This window comes from Dehalococcoidia bacterium, from assembly GCA_022449765.1.
Classification (GTDB): Bacteria; Chloroflexota; Dehalococcoidia; order Lucifugimonadales; family Australimonadaceae; genus UBA2963.
In genome coordinates this window covers 59,007-80,680 of the sequence record JAKUPZ010000006.1, presented here as the reverse complement: position 1 = coordinate 80,680, position 21,674 = coordinate 59,007, and the positions used below count along the sequence as shown (strand labels likewise).

Genomic DNA, 21,674 nt, shown 5'->3' with positions numbered 1-21,674 from the left:
ACTAAATACCCAAGAATTGAATAGTGCTATGTGTTTTATGCAATTTGTTCAAGTTGATTAACAATGCAGTTAGCTCTTCAATGTAACGTGAGTTCGATAAAGGACCTGCATTTACAGGCCTTAACTTAGGAATATCAGATACTAAGCTAGAAACTTGGCTCATCACTGCTTCAGAGCTACTGCAGATAGCTACGTCTCCATGTAATTCAAGTGCAGGATTGAGTAGGTCCCGGGCACTCAAATTTTGGAAAGCGGCCGCAATGGGAGATTCAGGAAAAAGGATGCTTGTTAACTCGCCTGCGGACCCTTCCTCTACATTAACTGCGTGCATTTGGCCAGCAGAAAATTCTAATGGAGCAATGATGCTAATGATTAATTTGCCTCTAGTTAAAGGCTCTAATGTTGTAGATACGGGCTTTAATCCTTCAAAAGGGACTGAAAGGATTACTATTTCACTTTTTGAAACAGCCTCCTCATTACTGGCTCCAGTCACTAAAATACCTGATGCTAAGCTGGTGATTTCTGCCGCCGCTTCTTCAGCACGAGATTGATTTCTTGAACCTAAAATTACTTGGTGCCCAGCTATTCCAAATCGAAGAGCTAATCCTTTGCCCTCGGGGCCTGTCCCTCCAATGATTGCTATTTGTTTCATGAGTCTCCTAAATTAAACCCGTTATTCTTGCTAATTGCTCAGCGTGTTTTTCAAGGTCAAAAACTGGATTGAGTAGGAACTCATCTGTACCTAATTCTGACCATTGATGTAGTAATTCTTTGATTTTTGCTTCGCTTCCCCATATAGCTGCATGGTCTGCGTTGTCAGGCCTGCCATAATAATATCCGAACCATTCTCTTAGCCGGGATTGGGCACGAGATTCATTTTCATCAATTGCTAAGTAAAGCCTTTTGGAGATAGGAAATGTAGAAGGATCTCTTTTTTCTTCCTCCATGTAATCTTTTACCAATTTGAGCTTTCGCGGGAAATCTTCTAGAGAGGAACTTCCTGCACCCATCCAACCATCCGCCATCCTAACTGACCTTCTGATTGCTGGGTCTGCATTTGCTCCAAACCATATGGGTGGGTGAGGTTCCTGTAGCGGCTTTGGGTTGACCATTACCCCACTGAGATCATGGAATTGGCCTTTAAAATTAACTTCACTTTCAGTCCACAAGGATTTAATCACATTCACTTGTTCTATGAACCGACTGAGCCTTTTTTCTGAATTGACCCCGTATATGGGTAGCTCATCTGCACTATTCCCTAGGCCTACGCCCAAAATTAATCTGCCTCCGCTAAGGCAATCTATATCTGCCATTAGCTTCGCAAGGTGTACAGCATTATGCCGTGGTAACACTAGGACGGAAACACCCAGTTTTACGGTAGAGGTTTTTCCTGCTAAATACGCTAGAAAGCTTGTAGGGTGAATTGCGTTAGGCTTTCCAATAATCCGCTCTTGAGTCCACAGGCTTTGGTAACCGAGACTTTCTACCATTTCTACATAACGATTTATGAAAGAGGTATCTACTTTTCCCTCCGGGAATATATGAGGAGCAGCGATTCCTATTTTTGAATTAATCATGGATACGTATCACCTCTTAACCCTATAACTACCTTTGGATATGACCATTTTAGCAATGAGTCATAAAAATGTGGCAGAAACAGTTCAAATACTGAGGGAATTTGGTTAGACTATAAGAGAAGTTAACATACGTACTAGTACGTTAACTAAATTAACCAGAAGACTCTTATCTAGCATTGTATGATTCGTACGGACGATGCGATGTACGGGTAGCACCGATTGAAGAAAAGGAACCATGACCCAGTCTGATGTTTCGGAATATTACGGCGACTTGAATTACGATCGTTCTGATCTTCTTCCACCTTACCCATTTGGTGTTGACTTTGAGCTATCCGAAATTCCTATAGATTGTGAGCGTACTAAAATTGGTTGGGCGTTTGGTGCTTCTAGGCAATGGCGTGGCCCAGAAGGTCTACACATTCGTGAATATCACGGACGATATTTTGGTCATTATGATCGAGTAGACCCGAGAAAAAATTTAATTGGGCATTGGATTCTAGATGCTCCTTTTGAATTAGCAGTAGGGAGTACTGGGGTGATTGGGATGTTTGCAAGTTTGACTACCAACGCTCCTGCTGCTGTTACCTGGATCACCGCAACATTAGTTGCATCGATTGCAACTAGTACTGTAGCTCGGAGAATTTTTTCGTAAATACTACTTGCAGTATCCGGTAGTAAGTTGCATAATTGACATACCTTTAAATCAGTCCTGTGAGGCTGGCAAGGTGAGATTTTGAAAAATAGTCTTTTTTATATGTCACCTCTTGCCGTTCGGGTAAGAGGTTTTTTTTGAGCAACGAAACTCAAATAATGTCGAGTTACGACATGAGTAGAACTCTCATGCGTATTGCACATGAGATCGTTGAACGAAATCAAAACTCTTCAGATATTCTGCTCGTTGGCTTACAGCGTCGCGGTGTACCACTTGCAAACAGGTTGTCTCAAGCAATTGAGTCCTTCGAAGGATTTAAAGTTCCCGTCGGATCCCTGGACATCAATTTTTATAGAGATGATTTATCACAACGCCCCCTCCCGCTTATACATCCAACTAAACTACCAGTAAAGATTGACGACAAGATAGCAATTTTAGTCGACGACGTTTTTTACACAGGCAGAACATCTCGAGCAGCATTGAATGCTCTGATTGATTTAGGCCGGCCAAGCTTGATTCAGCTTGCAGTCATGGTAGACAGAGGACATCGAGAGTTACCAATTCGAGCTGATTACGTAGGGAAAAATATTCCTACTACTCAGAACCAAACAATCCAGGTCAGGGTCGATGAATATGATGGTACTGAAGAAGTTGTCTTGATTGAAGATAACCAACCGGAGCTTGCTCTATTATGAGTTCACGAGATTTATCTAACAGTCGGAGCGTACGCCCACTTCAATCTCGGAGACATGTTTTGGATCTTGATGATTTCTCGAAGGAAGAAATTATAGAAATCCTTGACTCGGCTCAATCCATGCGTGAAATACTGCATCGTGATATTAAAAAAGTTCCCGCATTGAGGGGAAAGGTTGTGTTGACGGTATTCCTAGAGCCAAGCACGCGTACTAGGGTTTCGTTTGAGCAAGCAGGCAAAATGCTCAGCGCCGACGTAATCAACATTTCTGGTTCGGGCAGTAGTGTTGAGAAAGGTGAATCATTACTCAACACTGCGAAGACTTTGCAGTCAATGCGAGCAGATTTAATGGTCATACGTAGCCCAGAAGCAGGAACTCCGTATTTTCTTGCCCGTAACCTCCAGCATATTAAGGTTATAAATGCAGGAGATGGTGCTCATGCTCATCCTACCCAAGCACTTCTAGATCTCATGACAATGAGAATGCATTTAGGTGATATGGAAGGTAAGAAAGTAGTTTTTGTAGGAGATTCTCTCTATAGCAGAGTTGTCAGATCTGACATTCTAGGACTGAGAGCTTTAGGCGCTTCAATAGTACTTTCTGGCCCTCCGACAATGACCCCATTTAATAAAGTACTTGCGCAGTCTGGAAAAGCACTGTCCCAAGTTAGGTTAGAACCTAATTTAGATGTTGCTATAGAGTCTGCGGATGTGATTGTGGCTCTCCGAATTCAGAAGGAAAGGCAGCAGTCAGGAGTTTTACCAAGTATGCGTGAATATACGCGTAGATGGATGATCACGGATGAGAGATACCAAAGGGCTAATCCTGGCGCATTATTAATGCACCCTGGCCCTCTCAACGAAGGAATTGAGATCGCGTCCTCACTCGCACACAGTGATAAAGCACAAATAGAGGAGCAGGTAACCAATGGAGTGGCCATTCGAATGGCACTCTTAAACGGACTTTTAATGGGAAATATGGGAGATTTACAGGAATGAAGACACCGGATCGATTGGTGATTAAAGGCGGTCGTATTATCGACCCTTTAAATGAAGAAGATTCAATAAGAGATATTTTTATCCATGGCGATAAAATTGTCTCAGGGGAAGAGTTTGATGCCACGCTTGCGAAAGTAATTGACGCTTCGGGTCTAGTGGTCACCCCAGGGTTTATAGACATTCATACTCACCTTCGAGAGCCCGGTTTTGAAGATAAGGAATCTATATCTAGTGGTACATCAGCTGCTGCAGCTGGGGGATTTACCACAATTTGCGCAATGCCTAACACGAACCCCGCAATAGATTCTGCGCATGTAGTTGACTACATCACACTGCAGGCAAGTAAAGCTGGTCCGATCCGAGTGTTTTGTTTCGGAGCAGTTTCTAAAGGCCGAAACGGGGTGGAGTTAACTGATATGGAAGAACTAGCTAGTGCAGGCGTAGTAGGTTTCACTGATGATGGAAGCCCTGTTCAATCTGGGCATTTAATGGAAATGGCTTTACGTTATGCGAGCGATTTAAAACTTCCGGTCATGGATCATTGTGAAGACTATTCAATGACTAAAGGGCTGGGTATACACGAAGGCAAAGTTTCTTACCGACTGGGATTACAGGGTTATCCGTCTGCGGCAGAAGAATCGATCATAGCTCGTGATATAGCAATTGCTGAACATACAGGTTCACACCTTCATATTGCGCACATTAGTACCTCTGGTGGAGTCGATCTAGTCAGGAGCGCCAAGTCTCGAGGCGTACATGTAACTGCTGAAGTTACTCCTCATCATTTGACAATGACTGAGGATTGGATCCTAGGTGAGAAAGATGACTATTCTAATCTTGAGATTATTACTGCAAATGCATATGACACAAGAGCAAAAGTCAGCCCTCCATTACGCACCCATCATGACAGAGAGAAGCTCATAGAGGGATTGAAGGATGGGACTATTGATGCGATTGCGACTGATCATGCCCCTCATACTTTTGGGGACAAAGCAGTTCCTTTTGATCAGGCTTCGGTGGGGATTTCAGTTTTAGAAACAGCATTTGGTTCATTAATGACTCTTGTTCACGCGAATATCATTAAACTACCGGATTTGGTTCATCGCCTTACTGTTGGTCCTGCGTCTGTATTAGGCGCGAAATATAACGGACTATCACATCTCGGGACAGGTAGTTTTGCGGATATCGTGTTGATTGATACTGAGGAAAAATGGACTGTTAATACAAATAAATTTAACTCTAAGGGTAAAAATACGCCTTTAGAGTCTTCAGAATTAAGAGGTAAAGTGAAATTAACAATAGCTAATGGCCAAATTGCTTACGAAGATATGCCTAATGACTAAAAAGGGTTACTTAGTTTTAAGCGATGGGTCGATATATCAAGGGATTTCATATGGATCAGAAGGTAATGCTTACGGTGAAGTAGTATTTAATACTAGTATGTCCGGGTATCAAGAAATTCTGACTGATCCTTCATACGCTGGGCAGATTGTTATTCCTACTTACCCAATGCAGGGGAATTACGGAGTGAACCAGAGTTACGAGGAATCATCCAAAATTCAAGTAGCATCTTTTGTAATTAGAAGCCATTCACCCACACCAAGTCATTTTGATGTACAAAATACGCTATCCGACTATTTGAAAGAACGCGGTATTCCTGGTCTTTCCGGTGTTGATACGAGGGCTATTACTCGACGCATTCGTTCGGAAGGCGTAATGATGGGAATGGTTACTACCGGTAACCCTCAAGAAGCTTTTGAAGAATTATCCAACAGCCCCGCTTACGATACTGTTAATTTTGTTGAAAGAGTTACTACGGCAAACGAATATATCTGGAACAATGAAGGTGCCTTAAAAATTGCATTAGTCGATTGCGGCGTGAAGTACAACATACTAAGGAACCTGGCTATACGTAACTGCAAAATTCACGTATTCCCCTCAAATGTTTCTTCTGATGAAATTCTCAATATTAATCCAGATGGCGTGGTTTTTTCGCCAGGACCAGGTGACCCTGTGCATAACCAGGGAACAGTTGCAACCGCTAGTTCTATAGTCCGAAAAATTCCAACCCTCGGGATATGCCTAGGTCATCAAATAATTGCACGCGCTCTTGGTGCAAGCACCTATAAATTGAAATTTGGACATAGAGGTGGTAACCATCCCGTCCAAGATCTTAATTCGGGCAAAGTTTATATAACTGCACAAAATCATGGGTATGCAGTTGATGAAACTGATTTGCCTGCAGGTCTAATTGTTACGCATAAAAATCTAAATGATGGAACCATTGAAGGTATAAGGCACGAAGAGCTGCCAATCGTTTCGATCCAGTACCACTCAGAAGCTGCACCGGGTCCGTTGGATAACGCATATATATTTGATCAGTTCATTGAGTTGGTGCAGAAATGACGCAAACGGCAAATAGAGATATAAGAAAAGTGCTTGTTATCGGAAGCGGTCCGATAGTAATTGGCCAAGCTGCTGAATTCGACTACGCAGGTACACAGGCATGCAAGGCACTTAGAGAAGAAGGAATTTCTGTCGTCTTAGTTAATTCTAATCCGGCCACTATTATGACGGATAAAGAGATTGCAGATGCTGTATACATTGAACCTCTAACAGTAGAGGTAATAGAGAGGGTAATTCAAAGAGAGAAGCCTGATGGTCTTCTGCCGACTCTTGGAGGACAAACTGGACTTAATCTTGCAGTCTCGCTTGATGAAGCAGGCATTCTTGATCAGTATGGAGTCAGATTATTAGGAACGTCGATTAATACCATTAAAACGGCCGAAGATAGAGAGCTATTTAGAAATTTATTAAATGATCTTGGAGAACCTATTGCCCCAAGCGAAATTGCTAACTCTATTGAAGAGGCTATGCAGGTCGGTTATGACTTGGGTCTACCACTAGTCGTGCGCCCTGCTTACACGCTAGGCGGTACTGGCGGAGGCTTTGCTACAACGTTTGAAGAACTACGTACTGTTGTTGAAAGTGGGCTAGCTGCTAGTCCGATTAATCAGATCTTAGTAGAAAGATCGATGAGAGGATGGCGTGAGGTTGAATATGAAGTTATGCGAGATTCTTCCGATACATGCATAACCATATGCAATATGGAAAATTTTGATGCGATGGGTGTCCATACTGGGGATAGCATAGTTATTGCACCAAGCCAGACTCTTTCAGACATTGAGTATCAAATGCTTCGTTCCGCGAGCATTAGAATTATTAGGGCGCTAGGTATTGAAGGCGGCTGTAATATTCAATTTGGGCTAGCACCCAATCCGATTATTGGCGATTCTTTGCCAGGTGATAATCCAAACCCTCTAGAATATTTTGTAATAGAAGTTAACCCTCGGGTCAGTAGATCATCAGCATTAGCATCTAAGGCAACAGGCTATCCAATTGCACGAGTTGCCGCAAAAATTGCAGTTGGATTAAGGCTTATGGACATACCGAATGCAGTCACGCAACGTACTGCAGCGGCTTTTGAACCAGCTTTGGACTACTGCGTTATTAAGATTCCTCGTTGGCCATTTGACAAATTTGCTACGGGTGATCGAGCAATAAGCACTCAAATGAAGGCCACTGGTGAAGTGATGGCAATTGACCGAAGCTTTGAGGCCGCACTGCACAAGGCTGTTCGATCATTGGAACTTGGTGGCCAATCCTTACTCTGGGAAGATCCTGCTTGGCAGAACGCAAAAGTTGAAAACCTCCCTCTTGACCCGACTGATCTTCGGCTTTGGGCTGTATTTGCCGCTCTTCGCAAAGAGGCAGATGTCAGCGAGCTGGCAAAGATCACACATATTGATCCATGGTTTCTACATGGGATGCAACGCATAGCGCATATGTACCGGAGACTGACTGAGGAAAAATTGGATCATAGTCTTCTTCAAGAGGCTAAATCAATCGGAGTTCCGGATGAAACCATAGCCGCTCTAGTAGGTCTATCAACTGAAGAAATTCGACAGTTACGGATAAAGGAAAATATTAAACCGGTCTACAAAATGGTTGATACCTGCGCTGCTGAATTTGAAGCAGTGACTACTTATTTTTATAGTACTTACGAACAGGAAAACGAAGCTACTCCTTTGGAAGGTGAAAAAGCGCTGGTAATTGGAAGTGGTCCTATTCGTATTGGACAAGGAATCGAATTCGATTATTGTTCAGTGCACGCAGCATGGGCTTTGGGTTCCTCTGGTGTGAGTTCTATTTTGGTCAATTCAAACCCTGAGACAGTTTCAACTGACTTTGATACTAGTGATCGACTTTATTTTGAGCCTTTAGATGAAGAAAGCGTTCGCGATATTGTAGACAATGAGCGTATAGGATCTAAATATCCTCCCTCGGTTGTGCAATTTGGAGGACAAACTGCAATTAATCTAAGTCAGGCGTTGGGAGAGGCTGGCTTGCCTATTCTGGGTTCATCTGCCGATGCTATAGATATTGCCTCTGATAGGGAGAGATTTGGGGAACTTATGAAAAATTTGGGTATTCCCCAACCTCCAGGAGCTACTGCTTTATCACTGGATGAAGGTCTAAAAATTGCCCAAGAAATAGATTTCCCTCTGGTAGTGCGCCCTAGTTATGTACTTGGGGGTCGCGCAATGGAAATTGTTGATAATGAAGTGGAATTTAAAAGGTACTTAGCTAAGGCTTTTGAAGCTGCGCCGAACAGACCAATTCTGATAGACAAATATTTCCAGGGAAGGGAAGTTGAAATTGATGCTGTAGTAGACGGTGAGAAGGTTCTTATCCCTGGCATAATGGAGCATATTGAACGGGCTGGTGTTCATTCGGGTGATTCAATGGCCCTTTTCCCTTCTAATAATTTATCTGAGTACGAGAAGGACATTATTGTCGATTACAGTACACGGATAGGCTTGGCCCTAGGAGTCAAAGGGCTGATGAATATCCAGTACGTAATAATGAATGAAAGTCGACCTTACGGCATTACTCTTTCAGCTGATTCTGGTCTTTCCTCAGTGTATGTTATCGAAGTAAATCCACGTTCTAGCAGAACAATACCTTTCATTTCTAAAGTCACTGATATCCCAATGGTTCAAATAGCGACTAATGTAATGATTGGGCAGACATTACGGCAGCAAGGATATGAGGGAGGGTTGTACCCTATCCCTCCTTTGTCCAGTGTAAAAGCTCCAGTATTTTCGATGTCAAAATTAACAGGAGTAGATACCTATTTAGGTCCAGAAATGAAATCAACTGGAGAGGTAATGGGTGTAGACATAGAGCCTAGATTTGCAATCGCTAAAGCTCTTGTAGCTTCAGGATTAATGCTTCCAACATCTGGGTCCTTATTGGTTACTATTGCCGATAAAGACAAAGCAGAAGCAGTGCCTTGGCTTAAATCAATCGCTTCTTTAGATTACCAGCTTTATGCAACTAAAGGGACTGCGTCATTAATGCGAACTATTGGTATAGATGCCATAGAAGTCAACAAAGTTGGCGAGCCGTATCCCAATGCATATTCAGTGGTTGCAGATGGTACTGTGAACGCTGTTATTAACACCGTTGAACAAGTAGCACAGTCATTGAAAGATGGATTTGAAATAAGACGATCTGCAACAGAAAGAAGAATTCCTTGTTATACATCTATGGATACTGCTCGAGCTGCAATAGAAGCTTTAGTAGATAGGGGTAATGATTACAACGTAGCGTCAATTGTTGAATATGTGCAAGGTAAAATAAACATTGCTGAATGATTTATTTGTACAATGCCCGCGTTAATTAGCAGTGCAGTTATCACATAATATGATTGAAAAATCCGGGCCTGAACCTTTAGAAGATACTCCCCAACCTAACCGAAGAGGCGTTGTTTCTAGGCGCTCGCCAAAAACTGATAGCAAGGCAGGGAGTTTGACAGAATCTTCTAACCCTGAACCCCTTGAACAGGCAGTTGCTCCACGACCTAAGAGAACGTACCGACGCAAGCCAATACGCAGAAGTACAAGTGAAAAAAGCGACCCTGAGCAAGAAGTAAGTCCTCTGGATACTAATCAAGAATATGTTTCAACTCCCCCATTGAATGCTAGCCAACCATCTGCTCCTGAGGGTAAAGCCAAAGCCTTTATGCATCCAAGTGAGCAAGAGTTTGCCGATTTACTCGATTATTACAAAATTAATTATTTATATGAACCAAGATCCTTTCCATTGAAATGGGACGGCAATCGAGTAGTTCAAATGTTCACACCTGATTTCTATTTGCCTGAATATGATCAGTATTTTGAACTCACTACGATGAAGCAAAATTTAGTTACCCTTAAGAATCGAAAATTACGAACTGTGCGTGAGCTATATCCTGAAGTGAACGTGCAATTGCTCTACCGCAGGGATCTTATGAGGCTGATGGGTAAATATGGATTTGGCCCCCTTGCAGATGCTCCGATTGAGGGGACAGGAAAAATCCTGTTCAGTGAAGAAGTTGTTCAAACTAGAGTTGAGGAATTAGCTAAAGAAATCACTAAGGATTATGAAGGTGAGGAGCCTGTTCTCATAGGAGTATTGCGAGGCGTTGTAGTTTTCATGGCTGATCTCATGCGGTCTATTGATTTGGATTTGCAAATTGAATTTATGGAAATAACTCACTATGGCGAAGAAACAGACGGTGGCATAGAAGTGCTGAGGGACTCATTGACTGAGCTTAAGGGCAAGCACGTGATTATTGTAGAAGACATAGTTGATACAGGTTTAACACTTCGATATTTGGTAGAGCATTTGCAGGCTAAAGAGCCTGCAAGTATTAAGATTTGTACGCTTCTTGATAAGCCTGTTCGCAGAATGGCAGGGATTCCAATCGGATACGTGGGTTTTGAAATCCCTGATGAATTTTTAGTCGGATACGGCTTAGATTACATGGGTAAATTCAGGAATTTACCCCACCTAGCCATCTTGAATCGTACAGAACCGAAGGCAGTTCCTCAAAGATAATTTACATTTACATTTGAACCTTTTGCTTACTTGAGATACCCTCACGCTATCTGACATTAGTTGGATGAAATTTACAGGCGCAGCGGAGGAATTTGACTATGGTCATGCAAGGCACTGATATGAAAATCGCCGAAACCCCAACGGATGGGTTGACGGATTTTCGTAAACCTGATGCGTACGAAGACTGGTTGGAACGCGAAAAAGTGATGGTCCACAAGAGCTTCTATATCCCCAATTGGCATGAAGTTGAGGTAGGCCCATGGGAACGAAAAGGAGGCGAAGGCGCAGTTGTTCATATTGACAATGTCCATCTCCCCAACGACTTACATGTAGTTGATATTAGGCCTGGTGGAAAATCAGAGCCAGAACATCACATGTACGAGATAAATTTTTATATCGTTTCCGGTAGAGGAGCCACAACTGTTTGGCTTGATAACGACAATAAGCAAACTTTTGAATGGAAAACAGGCTCGTTGTTTACAATCCCATTAAATGCTTGGTATCAGCATTTCAACGGCTCTGGTGATGAAAAAGTTCGCTATATGGCGACTACCAATGCTCCTCACATGATGCGTTTCTTTAGGGATGATTCATTTATTTTTGAAAATGACTTCATGTTTCATTCTCGTTATTCCAATGATGAATCATTTTTCTCAGGTAGTGGAACTTTGTATAACAAGCGAATATGGGAAACCAACTTCGTTCCTAACGCCCCTGATATGGCCTTATATGGCTGGAAGGACCGAGGCGCAGGTGGAATTAACGCCATGTTAGAAATGGGTAAGAACGATATGGGCAATCACATATCTGAATTCCCGATTGGTACTTATAAAAAGGCACACCGACACGGACCTGGTGCACATTTGTTTTTGCTTAGTGGGGATTCTGGGTTTTCATTGTTGTGGACTAAGCCTGACAGGTCGGACATGATTAAATGCGATTGGCAGGTAGGTACTGTTGTAATTATTCCCGGAGACGGAACATATCACCAGCACTTTAACTCTGGAACTACGAGAGCACGTTACATGGCCCTTAGAGGAGGGAATGGAGGTTTCTTAGCTCCTAACCAAAAAGCAACAGCAGATGTTAGCTTAAAGGAGGGGGGAATTCAGGTTGAATACGAAGATGAAGATCGTGAGATTCATGAAATCTTCGAAGCAGAGCTTGCTAAGAGCGGGGCACAATGCAACATGAAAGCTTTCATCCCTTATTGTACTGGGGTGGAAGGTGTAACTGACGCTAGAGCCACATAGAGTACGTATATGGATCAAAAAAAGGGGCAGACATTTTTGTCTGCCCCTTTTTGATCGCTTAATTATCTAATAACAGGGTAATGGAACTGTAGGATCGTCTCCCATTTGCTGAAATAGGGGGAATTAGATAAACCCCTTTTATGCCAGCAGTTTTCATTTCGGCGAACTGTTTTTTAGCGATCACTTCTGAGGATATTCCTTCCTCTAAATCGCGAAGAAATGCTTTTGGAGGGTTGCCAAAAATTGGACCATCCGAAGTTAGCATTTGTAGCCCCCAAAAAACTGGAACACTTAGTTCTTTACCGGTGATTTTTCTATAGGCTGTCAAAAAATTTTGATACTCGGTGATTTCATAAATAGGCTGGGAAATAAAGAAATTTGCTCCAGCTTCTATTTTTTTCTCAGCAAGGAGGACTTCTTTAGTCAGATCCCTTGTGGTATCAAGAGCTGCACCAATACAAAAAGTAGGAGGAGGCTGAATCGGTTTTCCTCGATAATCCCAACCTGCAGACAATTCGGCTGTGCTTGCGATCAGTTCAGTTGGTTTATAGTTCCTTACTTCAGTTGCACCTAATGCTAACTCTTCCTGAGAAAGAGAGTCTCCACCAAGTAATAACACATGACTTAACCCTGCCATGTATGCACCTAAAAGCTGAGACTGTATAGCAATTTTGTTCATATCGCGCGTGGCAATTGTGAAAATAGCAGGCTTCCCTGTTTTTTCCTGTAATGAACGTGCCACTGTTATCGAATCAACCCTTGGCGATCTTCCTGGGTTATAGGCAACAGAGAAATAATCAATAGGGAGCTTTTCAATAGATTCGACATTTAGCTGACGAGGGGATCTCGGAGGCGAGTAGTCACAAATAACTAAAGGAGTATCAGCACTTGTGTAGGATTCAACCAGATTATGCATCAAACTTTCCTGTGGAATGGTTTAGAAAACTTCCGCAATGTTTCATTAGAGGACATTTATTGCAAGAAGGAATTTTCTTATGGCAAAGTTCTTTTGCATGTGTATCTAATAAAGCATGGTACTCATTGAATAATTTAGCATCGCGCGGTAGATGATTCTCAAAGAGAGCTTTGAATTCGTCATACTTACTCACCTCAAGATTTGGTATTACTCTACTAATGATCCTTTGTGTGTAGGAATCGATTACAAATGATGGCATATTTGCTACATAGAGAACAATGTCATCTGCTGTCTCAGGACCAATTCCATATACACCAAGCAATTGGCTTCTAAGTTCCCTAAGATTCATGGATTCCCATTGTGAAGGGTCATCGTTATAAAATTCTAAGAAAGCACATATAGCTTTTAGCTTTATTGCTTTCGAATTGAAATACCCGCTCGGTCGGATGGTTTCCGCTAAGACTGAAATATCAACAGAACGGATCGCACTTGGAGCCATTAAATTAGCTTCCTTTAAATTCAGGATCGCATATTCCGCATTTTTCCATGCAGTGTTTTGCGTCAAAATAGCACCAACTATAGTTTCAAACTGACTTTCACTTGGCCACCAATCCTGATCACCATAGTACTCATGTAATAATTCGAAAATCAGCATAAGCTTTTTGGGGAAATCGATTAAATTGCTCATTAATTTAGTAATCCCTTACCTAGACACTCACATTGTCTATGCTGATAGACTCAATATATGGATAAGTTTATCAATCGGCTTGAAGGAATATCACGCCTGAATAAAAGTTTACTATGCGTAGGTCTTGATCCGTGGCTACCTTCAATGCCTATCAAGGATATCGCAGAATTTAACAAAGAAATTATTCAGGCAACTTCCGACTTAGTTTGTGCGTATAAGCCACAATTTGCATTTTTTGAAGCTGAAGGCCTTCAGGGTCTTAGGGCGTTAGAGAAAACGTTAAATGCTATTCCTAGCGGTATACCGGTCATTCTTGACGTTAAAAGAGGAGATCTTGGCAATACATCAGTTGCTTACGCAAAAGCAGCGTTTGAAGTATGGGGCGCTGATGCAGTTACTGTCAGCCCTTATATGGGATTAGATTCGATTCAACCGTTTATTGATTATTCGGATAAAGGGATTTTCATTTTGATTAGAACATCAAACCCTGGTGGAGCAGATTTCCAAGAATTATCCGTAACTGATGCCGACTTAACCACTCGCCCTCTTTATGAGCATATTGCGCATAAAGCTAACAGTTGGAATACATCAGATAATTTGGGGTTAGTTGTCGGAGCGACTAACCCAGCAGAGCTAAAAGAAATTCGCGGGATATGCGACACTTTACCTATATTGATTCCGGGGATCGGCGCTCAGGGTGGTGATTTGAAGAGCTCTGTTAATTATGGTGTAGATTCCAACGGCAGAAGAGCCATAATTAATGCCTCAAGAAGTATAATTTTTGCTTCAAACGAAATAGATTTTGCCAATGCAGCTAGGAACGAAGCTTTATCTTTGAGAAATGCTATCAACTATGAATTACTAGAAATGGGCCATAAATGGGAATGAATTTCCAGTTTGGCTCGCGTGTAATACTTAGAAAGCCTCATCCATGTGGTAGTTATGAGTGGCGAGTAGAGAGATTAGGGGTAGATATAGGAATGCGCTGCCTTAATTGTGGCCACTATATAGTGACGACGCGTCAAAGATTAAGCCGAAACGCACGGGAAATTCTTGAGCCCTCTAGTCAACTGAATTCTTAGTTGGAATTGTTATTCGAAACAAAACAGGGGTCATAACGGCCGCAATTAACATGAGTATCCCAACAACTGAGATGGAAATAGAAAGGCTGGTTAATTCTGCAAGTGGTCCAAATACGAATGGTCCAATAAATACACCTAATGCCCAATATATTCCAACAACTGCCATGAATACCCCTCTTTGTTCTGGCAAACTTGCCATTGCAGTAAGGCTTGAGTTGAATACGCGGCCTGAATTAAATGCCAATCCCAGAGTGAACATCATTAATGTTGCAATTAGAAATATATCTCCTATGAAAACAATGGAAAGCAACAATACACCATTCCCTCCCATTGTCAGTGCATAGGTAATTTGCTGGCCAGCTTTTGTAATGAATTTAGCGAACGTAAAGCCTGCAATTACAGATCCAATTGCATGTGTAGACATTAAGAAACCATATTTGTCCATCGCAATCATTCCAAAAGTTATAGCTGCGTCCTTATCAAGGAAACCAAATTCTTCGAAAAGGGCAGCTCCTATAGAGCCCATTACGCCCATCTGAAGTGACGTGCCAAAAGCCAGTATGGCTGGCAGTACAATTGCTTTTTTCAGGAACACTTTTGGTACTGGCGATAGGATTTCCTTTAAAGTCCGTTGGGATGGATTAGGAATTTTAGGCGTAATAGCAACCACGATCATAGATGCAATAGAGATAATTGCCACTAGTATGAACCCTGTCTCAAAACCAAAAGTAGCGGCTACTACTGCAGCTCCCCCATTTCCAATTATCGAGCCAGCTGATCCGAAACCAAAGAAGCGGCCCATGATTGCTGCTGGCCTGTCTTCATCAATACGGGTGCCATAGGATTGCGCCGCCACCCAATAGATTGATCGTGAACCTCCAAATAATGCTTGCGCGATGATCATCCAGAAAACGGACTCTGAGAAAGCCAATGCAAATGAGCCACATGCCATTGCAGCCAGAGCGCATTGCATGACCCATCGTTCGCCTAACCTATCAGAAAGTATTCCCCCAAAGAGACGTAGCCCTACTTGAAATACTCCTTGACCTGCAATTATCAGTCCCAAGCCAGCAGGGCTGTAGCCTAGTGAGAGAATGTAGAGTGGGACAAGAACAATAATGGCACCTAATACTAGACTGTATGCAGTTGTATGCGCATATAATCCGGATTCGGCCATCCTTGCTTTTGTAATTCCGCTCATTTGTTAAATCCCATGCGTATTGCTCTGTATTGCAATTATTTTTTGTCAGAGCCTTTTGATTCTTGTAATGTTTTGACAATAGATTTTAAAGATTCAATCTCCATTCGGAGCTGTTTAATCTCAACTTGTAATGAAGTTAAGTCAGACTTGTTTACCATGGTGATCTCCCGTTTCTTTATGTGTGGACGTAACTACTTATAAATTTCGATAGCCGGAGGTTATATGCTTCGGGTAAAGCAGACAAGGACATTCGAACTGTTAGGCTTGTCCCACTAAAGCTCATATACTTGATTTCACTGGTTATGTATAAGTTAATTATCGAAGTATGTTGCAGCTAATACTATTGATGCGTTCATTCAAAATTTAATCAAAGTACGTATGCAGGATATTCCTAGTATGATTATAGAATGGAATTAAGTGCAGTTTTTTTTGACCTAGATGGGGTTCTGGTCGACAGTTTTGAAGCTAACTTGGCATTACTTAATGGCGTTGCCCGAAATTTTGGCTATCCAAATATTGACAGCAAGGTTGCTAAAGAGCTTTTTTCTACTTCAATTGAAGAAGCAATAAAGGAGCACTATCCAGAGATTAAGAATTACCATTTCGGAAAATACATGCAATCAAACCCAAATGTTTATTTTGAAAACCTTCAAGAAAATAAAGGGGCGAAAGAACTGTTAGATAATTTGGAAATGCGGGGAATTCACTCTGCGGTAATTACTAATGCAAATTCCGCAGTTGCACGTGATATTTTAGAAACAAAAAACTTACTCCCCAACATTCTTGTTGGAGCCGGTGATGAATACCGTGCAAAACCTGCCCCCGATATGATATTCAGAGCTTGCGAATTATTAAATGTGCCTCCCTGGGAAGTTTTATTTGTTGGAGATTCATCCAAGGATCGTGATGCAGCTATGGCTGCAGGATGCTTATTTGCAGGGTTTGGGATAACAGGTAATTTTACTATTAGGGAACTATCTGAAGTTTTGCCTATACTAGAAGGTGCTGGTCCTTCATCTTAGCTAGATAGGAAAGGCTGAAACCGTACTATTAACGCTAACTGGTACTTCAGCGCCAACTGTAGCATCGATATGAATACCCATTATGGAAGTAAGAAGTTGCCCCGAAGGCAGAGCAAGCTCGACTGTTTTATAAGTGCCTCTAAATTCAACAGAAATAATCCTTGCCATAACTGATTCATTGGAGTCATTGTTGAGTCGGATTGATTCTGGCCTTATGACAATGTTTACTTTCTGATGGTCGCCAAAAGTTTCAGATAGCAATACTTTCCCCAATTCGCACTCCCCAATTGAACTATTTGCAGTGCCTTCAAGGACATTAATGTCTCCTAGGAACCTTGCTACTTCGATAGATTCAGGTGCGGTATATATTTCATGTGGAGTACCAGTTTGAACTAAGTTGTTCTCTAGCATTATTCCCACAGTATCTGACATCGCGAAAGCCTCATCCTGATCATGGGTGACAAAAATTGTAGTAACGTTTGCGTTTTTGAGGATTTGTCGAATTTCATTACGTACGTGTTGCCTAAGCTCAGTATCTAGATTTGAAAAAGGTTCATCTAGAGCAATGATACTTGGGTTAGGGGCAAGCGCGCGTGCGAGGGCCACACGTTGCTGTTGTCCTCCCGATAATTGATGAGGCATACGATGTTTAAGACTCGCGATCCCAATTGTTTCTAATATGGAGTCAATGCCAGAAAAATTTTGAGTATTTGATTGCACTCCGAAGGATACATTTTTATACACATTCAAATGAGGGAAGAGCGCGTAATCTTGGAAAACCATACCTACTTTACGATTTTCAGGTGACAGGAAAATAGATTCATTTGAGGCAATTTTACCTCCGATTGAAATGGTTCCGGAGTCAGGTTTCTCAAAACCTGCAATCATCCGAAGAGTAGTCGTTTTCCCACCTCCGCTTGGACCTAATAGGGTGAATATATGCCCATCAGGAATTTCAAAACTGACGTTGTTAACCACGTTTGTTCCATCAAACGATTTACATAGATTCTCGATTGTCAGTGTTGATGGGCTATTAGATTTTGATGAGCCCGTAGTTGTATTAGTCTTGCCGAACATACAATAAAGATAAGGGCGAACCAAGTAAAATGCAATGGATACCTAAAGTTAAGGTGCGTTGTCTTGCAGGCGATCCATCTGCTCTTGGATTTTTTTCAGAGTGTATTGCGTTTGTATTCGTTTTCTTCTGGCTTGATATTTACCCTTGCTAATGATGCCCGCCTCAAATGCGTGGCTCAAATCGCTTAACTGCTTGTCTATCGAAATGTCGGACTCAATGCTATAGGGTTTTCTATTTCGAGAAATAAGATAAACAAGCAAGTAAATGAGACAAAGAGCGAGAATTACAGGAACAATAAGCAGTGTGTACCAGCTGTTTAAAGAGTTACTGATTTTGGTGATCAATGACGGTAGTTTTAGATCGGACAAATTAATTTCCAACTCAGTTGCAGGCTCGATGTCTGTAGCCTCTAGTAATCGAAGTAATTTCCCATTTAATTCTGTAGCACCAAGATCTTTTAGCTGTGAAGCGCGTGGAGTTCCAACATTAGTAGGAACAACTAGGCGAAAGGATTTAGCACCAAAACGTAGAATTCTAGACAGGGAGATATTTTGTTCGGAGTAATTCACTCTGTAAACAAATTCAATCTGGTGTGGCGATTCAACGGTTGGAGTGATTGGAGTTGTTAAGGCAAACCCACGATCGACTTCCAGGACTTGGCCTCCTATTAAATTAGAACGAACGTCTAAATTGTAGGCACCTTTTGGGAGAGCAAAGCGCAAGAAATTGGGCATGCTGGGAGTACCGTCTGCTTGGTCAGCTATAAATGTCTGATTACTGGAATTAACAATACTCACTCGTTCCAGAATTTCTATAAATCCTTCCTCAGGCACCGCTCCGGTTACAATAATTGAGTGATTTTGAACTTCAAGAACTGATATGTCTTTTGTGGAATCAAAAACAGTAATTTCTATAGGCTTTTGAAAATCGTTATAGTTACGTCTAGATGAGTAAGTCGCTCCCTTATATTGGGTACTAATAAAATAAATTCTGTTAGGGATTGGATTAATTTCGAACTCAAAAGCACCTTGAGCATTCGTATTTACTGATGTCTCTCGAACAGAACTTACTCCTTCAAGAACGTTTAAGGTTACCAAAATATCTTTTGGTCCAGAGGTGTCCGGGTTACTAGGTAAGATTGTTCCAGTAATTTTTGTAGCACTGTCTGCTGCATAAATGGCTGGAATAGTTGGAGCTATCAGAAAAAGTATAAAAAGCAAGGATAAAATTTTGAGCATCAAATTGTGTTTGACCTATTCATTTGCGAATTTTTGACTTACTTCAGAATAGATAGAATCCAATATTTGCGTGGCCTCTTGCTGATTGACCAGTAATGCGGCGGCTTTTTCACGAGCTACATTAAGCTGTGTGGAGTATTCTTCAGGAGTTATATTCTTGAGGAAATACTCTTGCTGGAGGATTCTAATTTCTTCATAGACACGTTCGCGAGAACGACGGGATATTTCCTCAATCTCTTCTATAGGGTCAACAATTTTTTGTGACTGATTCCTGTTTGCCCATATTGGATAACCCACAATGGTAATTGAAATTAGAATAAGTAACGTTGTTATTGCAAATGTCATAATTGCTAAGTACTCATTTGATGACTAGATGATTGTTCGTTTGCGAGCAGGCCATAGTGCAACGATTGTACCTAATATTACAAAAGGTCCTGATAACCACATCCACCAAACTAGAGGGTTTACCAGTATTCTAAATGCTGCGGTTTTACCGTCAGGCTGTGTTTCACTAAAAATCACATATAAATCTTCAATTGGAGTCGATCTAATAGCCGCTCGAGTAGAAAGCATCGAGAATGAAGGATATATTCCCTGCCACGCTCCAATTGAGCCTAATTCATTGTCACCTTTAGTAATTTTAAGATCTGCTATTCTTTCCGTTCTATCAGGAAATATTTCTGTTCGGATTCCTGTAAATTCAATCGAATAATCTTCAATTTCGGTAGATTCTCCGATTGCTAAGAAAACATCTTTTTCAGAATTGTAAAAGGATGAACCTAAAATTCCGAATGCGAGCATTATTATGGCTATGTGTACGATGTACCCGCCATATCTTGGTCGGTTGGCGAGAATTAGATCACAAAAGGCAAGTAGATAATTTCGACCAGTCGATGATTGCCTTGCTTTTGTCCCACGTATCCATTCCTGGAAGACCGAAATTGCGGCAAGGGTGGATACTGCAATTCCAATGATAACAATAGGTTTGGTTATTTGGAAAAGCAGCGATATTGCGATAACTACAATGGTTGTGCTGACTAACGGAACTATAAGAATGCGATTAACTTGAGATAGGTTTGATTTTCTCCACGGGAGAAGAGGGCCTATTCCCATTAAGCATATAAGCCCTAGCATCAAGGGACCATTGACTTGATTGTAATACGGTTCACCAACGGTGATGGTTTCACCTGTAGTGATTTCAGAAATGATTGGAAAGACAACCCCCCATAGAGTAAAAAATGCGATTGCTAGTAAAAATAAATTGTTGACAAGGAACGCAGTTTCACGCGAAAGCGCAGACTCTAAGGACGTACTGCCCTTCAATAAGGACATTCGGTAAAAGAAAAGCCCAAACGAAATGATCGTTGAGACTGCTAGGAACAATAAGAATACCCAGCCAAGTGTTGAGGCACCAAAGGAATGAACTGACGGAACTGGTCCTCCTCTATTAATGAATATTCCAAATGCCCCAAGCGCAAAACTAATATTGATCAACGCAATATTCCACATTCGAAACATCCCACGGCGTTTTTGTACCATTATTGAATGTATAAAAGCTGTAAGTCCAAGCCAGGGCATGAAAGCGGCGTTTTCAACTGGATCCCATGCCCAATACCCTCCCCACCCTAGGATGGTGTATGCCCACCATGAACCAAGTAATAATCCGATAGCAAGTAACACCCATGCCACCAAACCCCATACTCTACCTATGTCTACCCAGTCGTCATTAATTTGACCGGAAATAAGGCCGGCCATTGCTAAGGAAAAAGGCACCGAAATAGAAATTAATCCTGTCATGATCATTGGAGGGTGAATGAACATCCCAGGGTGGGTTAGTAGGGGATTAATTCCTTTTCCGTCGACAGGGATTAAGTCTTGTGCGCTAAATGGATTAGCAAGTGAAATTAGAACGACTATAAAGAAAAGAATGATTACGGAAATGACACCGTTAGTATAAGGGCTGAGTACACCAACTCTACGAGGAATCATGCTCAATGAAATTGAGGACATAAGGCTTAATGCAAACGCTACAAAGAGTAATGAACCTTCGTTGCCTGCGTAGAAAGCCACCCATGTATAAATACGTGGCATAGCGAGGTTGCTATGCTCTGCAACATAGATAATTGAAAAATCATGCTGTAAAAATGCTGCTACTAACACACAAACCGCAATAAGCAACGAAAAAGTAACTAGATAATTAGCATTCCGTGCACTGAGGACTGCGCTTCGCAGGTCTTTTTTAGCTCCAAAGAATGCCATAGAAATGCAATAAACATTCAGAAGGAGTGCGATTAATAAAGTTGAAGTGCCTAAATTTGCCATTTAATCC

Annotated in this window: 20 protein-coding genes; 11 read left to right on the top strand and 9 right to left on the bottom strand. The window is 41.6% G+C overall.

Annotated elements, in window-relative coordinates; all coding sequences use genetic code 11:
• Nucleotide 1: 1 nt before the first annotated feature.
• Together npdG and MK127_04115 are read right to left on the bottom strand one after the other, a co-directional pair.
• Nucleotides 2–652: an NADPH-dependent F420 reductase gene (npdG, locus tag MK127_04120; GenBank protein ID MCH2531982.1), complete on the bottom strand. Its 651-nt coding sequence runs from the start codon at nucleotides 650–652 to the stop codon at nucleotides 2–4.
• A gap of 7 nt (nucleotides 653–659) precedes the next feature.
• A complete protein-coding gene (locus MK127_04115; GenBank protein MCH2531981.1) occupies nucleotides 660–1,577 on the bottom strand; it encodes an LLM class flavin-dependent oxidoreductase in 918 nt (305 codons plus the stop codon).
• A 235-nt stretch (nucleotides 1,578–1,812) separates the two neighbouring features.
• On the opposite strand from MK127_04115, the gene MK127_04110 reads away from it, so the two are divergent.
• The 8 genes from MK127_04110 to MK127_04075 all read left to right on the top strand — a co-directional run bounded on the left by MK127_04110 (nucleotide 1,813) and on the right by MK127_04075 (nucleotide 12,120).
• On the top strand, nucleotides 1,813–2,229 hold the full coding sequence (locus MK127_04110) for a hypothetical protein (protein ID MCH2531980.1): 417 nt from the start codon (nucleotides 1,813–1,815) through the stop codon (nucleotides 2,227–2,229).
• A gap of 158 nt (nucleotides 2,230–2,387) precedes the next feature.
• A complete protein-coding gene (pyrR, locus tag MK127_04105; GenBank protein ID MCH2531979.1) occupies nucleotides 2,388–2,924 on the top strand; it encodes a bifunctional pyr operon transcriptional regulator/uracil phosphoribosyltransferase PyrR in 537 nt (178 codons plus the stop codon).
• Nucleotides 2,921–3,922 carry an aspartate carbamoyltransferase catalytic subunit gene (locus MK127_04100; protein ID MCH2531978.1) on the top strand — a complete coding sequence of 334 codons (1,002 nt, stop codon included), beginning with the start codon at nucleotides 2,921–2,923 and terminating at the stop codon, nucleotides 3,920–3,922. Before pyrR ends, MK127_04100 begins: the two co-directional genes overlap by 4 nt.
• Nucleotides 3,919–5,265 carry a dihydroorotase gene (locus MK127_04095; GenBank protein MCH2531977.1) on the top strand — a complete coding sequence of 449 codons (1,347 nt, stop codon included), beginning with the start codon at nucleotides 3,919–3,921 and terminating at the stop codon, nucleotides 5,263–5,265. Before MK127_04100 ends, MK127_04095 begins: the two co-directional genes overlap by 4 nt.
• Entirely contained in the window at nucleotides 5,258–6,328 is a 1,071-nt protein-coding gene (carA, locus tag MK127_04090; protein ID MCH2531976.1) for a glutamine-hydrolyzing carbamoyl-phosphate synthase small subunit, read from the top strand. The genes MK127_04095 and carA overlap by 8 nt, the downstream gene beginning before the upstream one ends.
• Entirely contained in the window at nucleotides 6,325–9,642 is a 3,318-nt protein-coding gene (gene carB / locus MK127_04085) for a carbamoyl-phosphate synthase large subunit (GenBank protein MCH2531975.1), read from the top strand. Before carA ends, carB begins: the two co-directional genes overlap by 4 nt.
• Nucleotides 9,643–9,691: 49 nt before the next feature.
• The gene (hpt, locus tag MK127_04080) at nucleotides 9,692–10,867 is read left to right on the top strand and encodes a hypoxanthine phosphoribosyltransferase (protein ID MCH2531974.1); all 1,176 of its coding nucleotides are present in this window, start codon (nucleotides 9,692–9,694) and stop codon (nucleotides 10,865–10,867) included.
• Nucleotides 10,868–10,965: 98 nt separating this feature from the next.
• The gene (locus MK127_04075; protein MCH2531973.1) at nucleotides 10,966–12,120 is read left to right on the top strand and encodes a cupin domain-containing protein; all 1,155 of its coding nucleotides are present in this window, start codon (nucleotides 10,966–10,968) and stop codon (nucleotides 12,118–12,120) included.
• Between the two features lie 58 nt (nucleotides 12,121–12,178).
• On the opposite strand, the gene MK127_04070 is transcribed toward MK127_04075, so the two are convergent.
• Together MK127_04070 and MK127_04065 are read right to left on the bottom strand one after the other, a co-directional pair.
• Nucleotides 12,179–13,036, bottom strand: a complete 858-nt coding sequence (locus tag MK127_04070) for a methylenetetrahydrofolate reductase (protein ID MCH2531972.1) — start codon at nucleotides 13,034–13,036, stop codon at nucleotides 12,179–12,181.
• Nucleotides 13,029–13,724, bottom strand: coding sequence for a hypothetical protein (locus MK127_04065; protein ID MCH2531971.1), 696 nt, complete (start codon nucleotides 13,722–13,724; stop codon nucleotides 13,029–13,031). The genes MK127_04070 and MK127_04065 overlap by 8 nt, the downstream gene beginning before the upstream one ends.
• 57 nt (nucleotides 13,725–13,781) lie before the next feature.
• On the opposite strand from MK127_04065, the gene pyrF reads away from it, so the two are divergent.
• Entirely contained in the window at nucleotides 13,782–14,612 is an 831-nt protein-coding gene (gene pyrF / locus MK127_04060) for an orotidine-5'-phosphate decarboxylase (GenBank protein MCH2531970.1), read from the top strand.
• Nucleotides 14,609–14,806, top strand: a complete 198-nt coding sequence (locus MK127_04055) for a DUF951 domain-containing protein (protein ID MCH2531969.1) — start codon at nucleotides 14,609–14,611, stop codon at nucleotides 14,804–14,806. Before pyrF ends, MK127_04055 begins: the two co-directional genes overlap by 4 nt.
• Here the strand turns inward: MK127_04055 and MK127_04050 are convergent.
• A complete protein-coding gene (locus MK127_04050; protein MCH2531968.1) occupies nucleotides 14,787–16,007 on the bottom strand; it encodes an MFS transporter in 1,221 nt (406 codons plus the stop codon). The two genes, MK127_04055 and MK127_04050, sit on opposite strands and share 20 nt — an antisense overlap.
• Nucleotides 16,008–16,414: 407 nt before the next feature.
• Between MK127_04050 and MK127_04045 the strand changes: the two genes are divergently transcribed.
• The gene (locus MK127_04045) at nucleotides 16,415–17,029 is read left to right on the top strand and encodes an HAD family hydrolase (GenBank protein ID MCH2531967.1); all 615 of its coding nucleotides are present in this window, start codon (nucleotides 16,415–16,417) and stop codon (nucleotides 17,027–17,029) included.
• Here MK127_04045 and MK127_04040 read toward each other — a convergent pair whose 3' ends face one another.
• From MK127_04040 to ccsA, 4 genes are read right to left on the bottom strand one after another with little or no spacing between them, the layout of a single operon-like run.
• Complete coding sequence (locus MK127_04040; protein MCH2531966.1) at nucleotides 17,030–18,106, bottom strand: ABC transporter ATP-binding protein; 1,077 nt, start codon at nucleotides 18,104–18,106, stop codon at nucleotides 17,030–17,032.
• Between the two features lie 48 nt (nucleotides 18,107–18,154).
• On the bottom strand, nucleotides 18,155–19,327 hold the full coding sequence (locus tag MK127_04035) for a hypothetical protein (GenBank protein ID MCH2531965.1): 1,173 nt from the start codon (nucleotides 19,325–19,327) through the stop codon (nucleotides 18,155–18,157).
• Between the two features lie 33 nt (nucleotides 19,328–19,360).
• Nucleotides 19,361–19,690, bottom strand: a complete 330-nt coding sequence (locus MK127_04030; GenBank protein MCH2531964.1) for a hypothetical protein — start codon at nucleotides 19,688–19,690, stop codon at nucleotides 19,361–19,363.
• Between the two features lie 24 nt (nucleotides 19,691–19,714).
• A complete protein-coding gene (gene ccsA / locus MK127_04025) occupies nucleotides 19,715–21,667 on the bottom strand; it encodes a cytochrome c biogenesis protein CcsA (GenBank protein MCH2531963.1) in 1,953 nt (650 codons plus the stop codon).
• Nucleotides 21,668–21,674 lie beyond the last annotated feature (7 nt).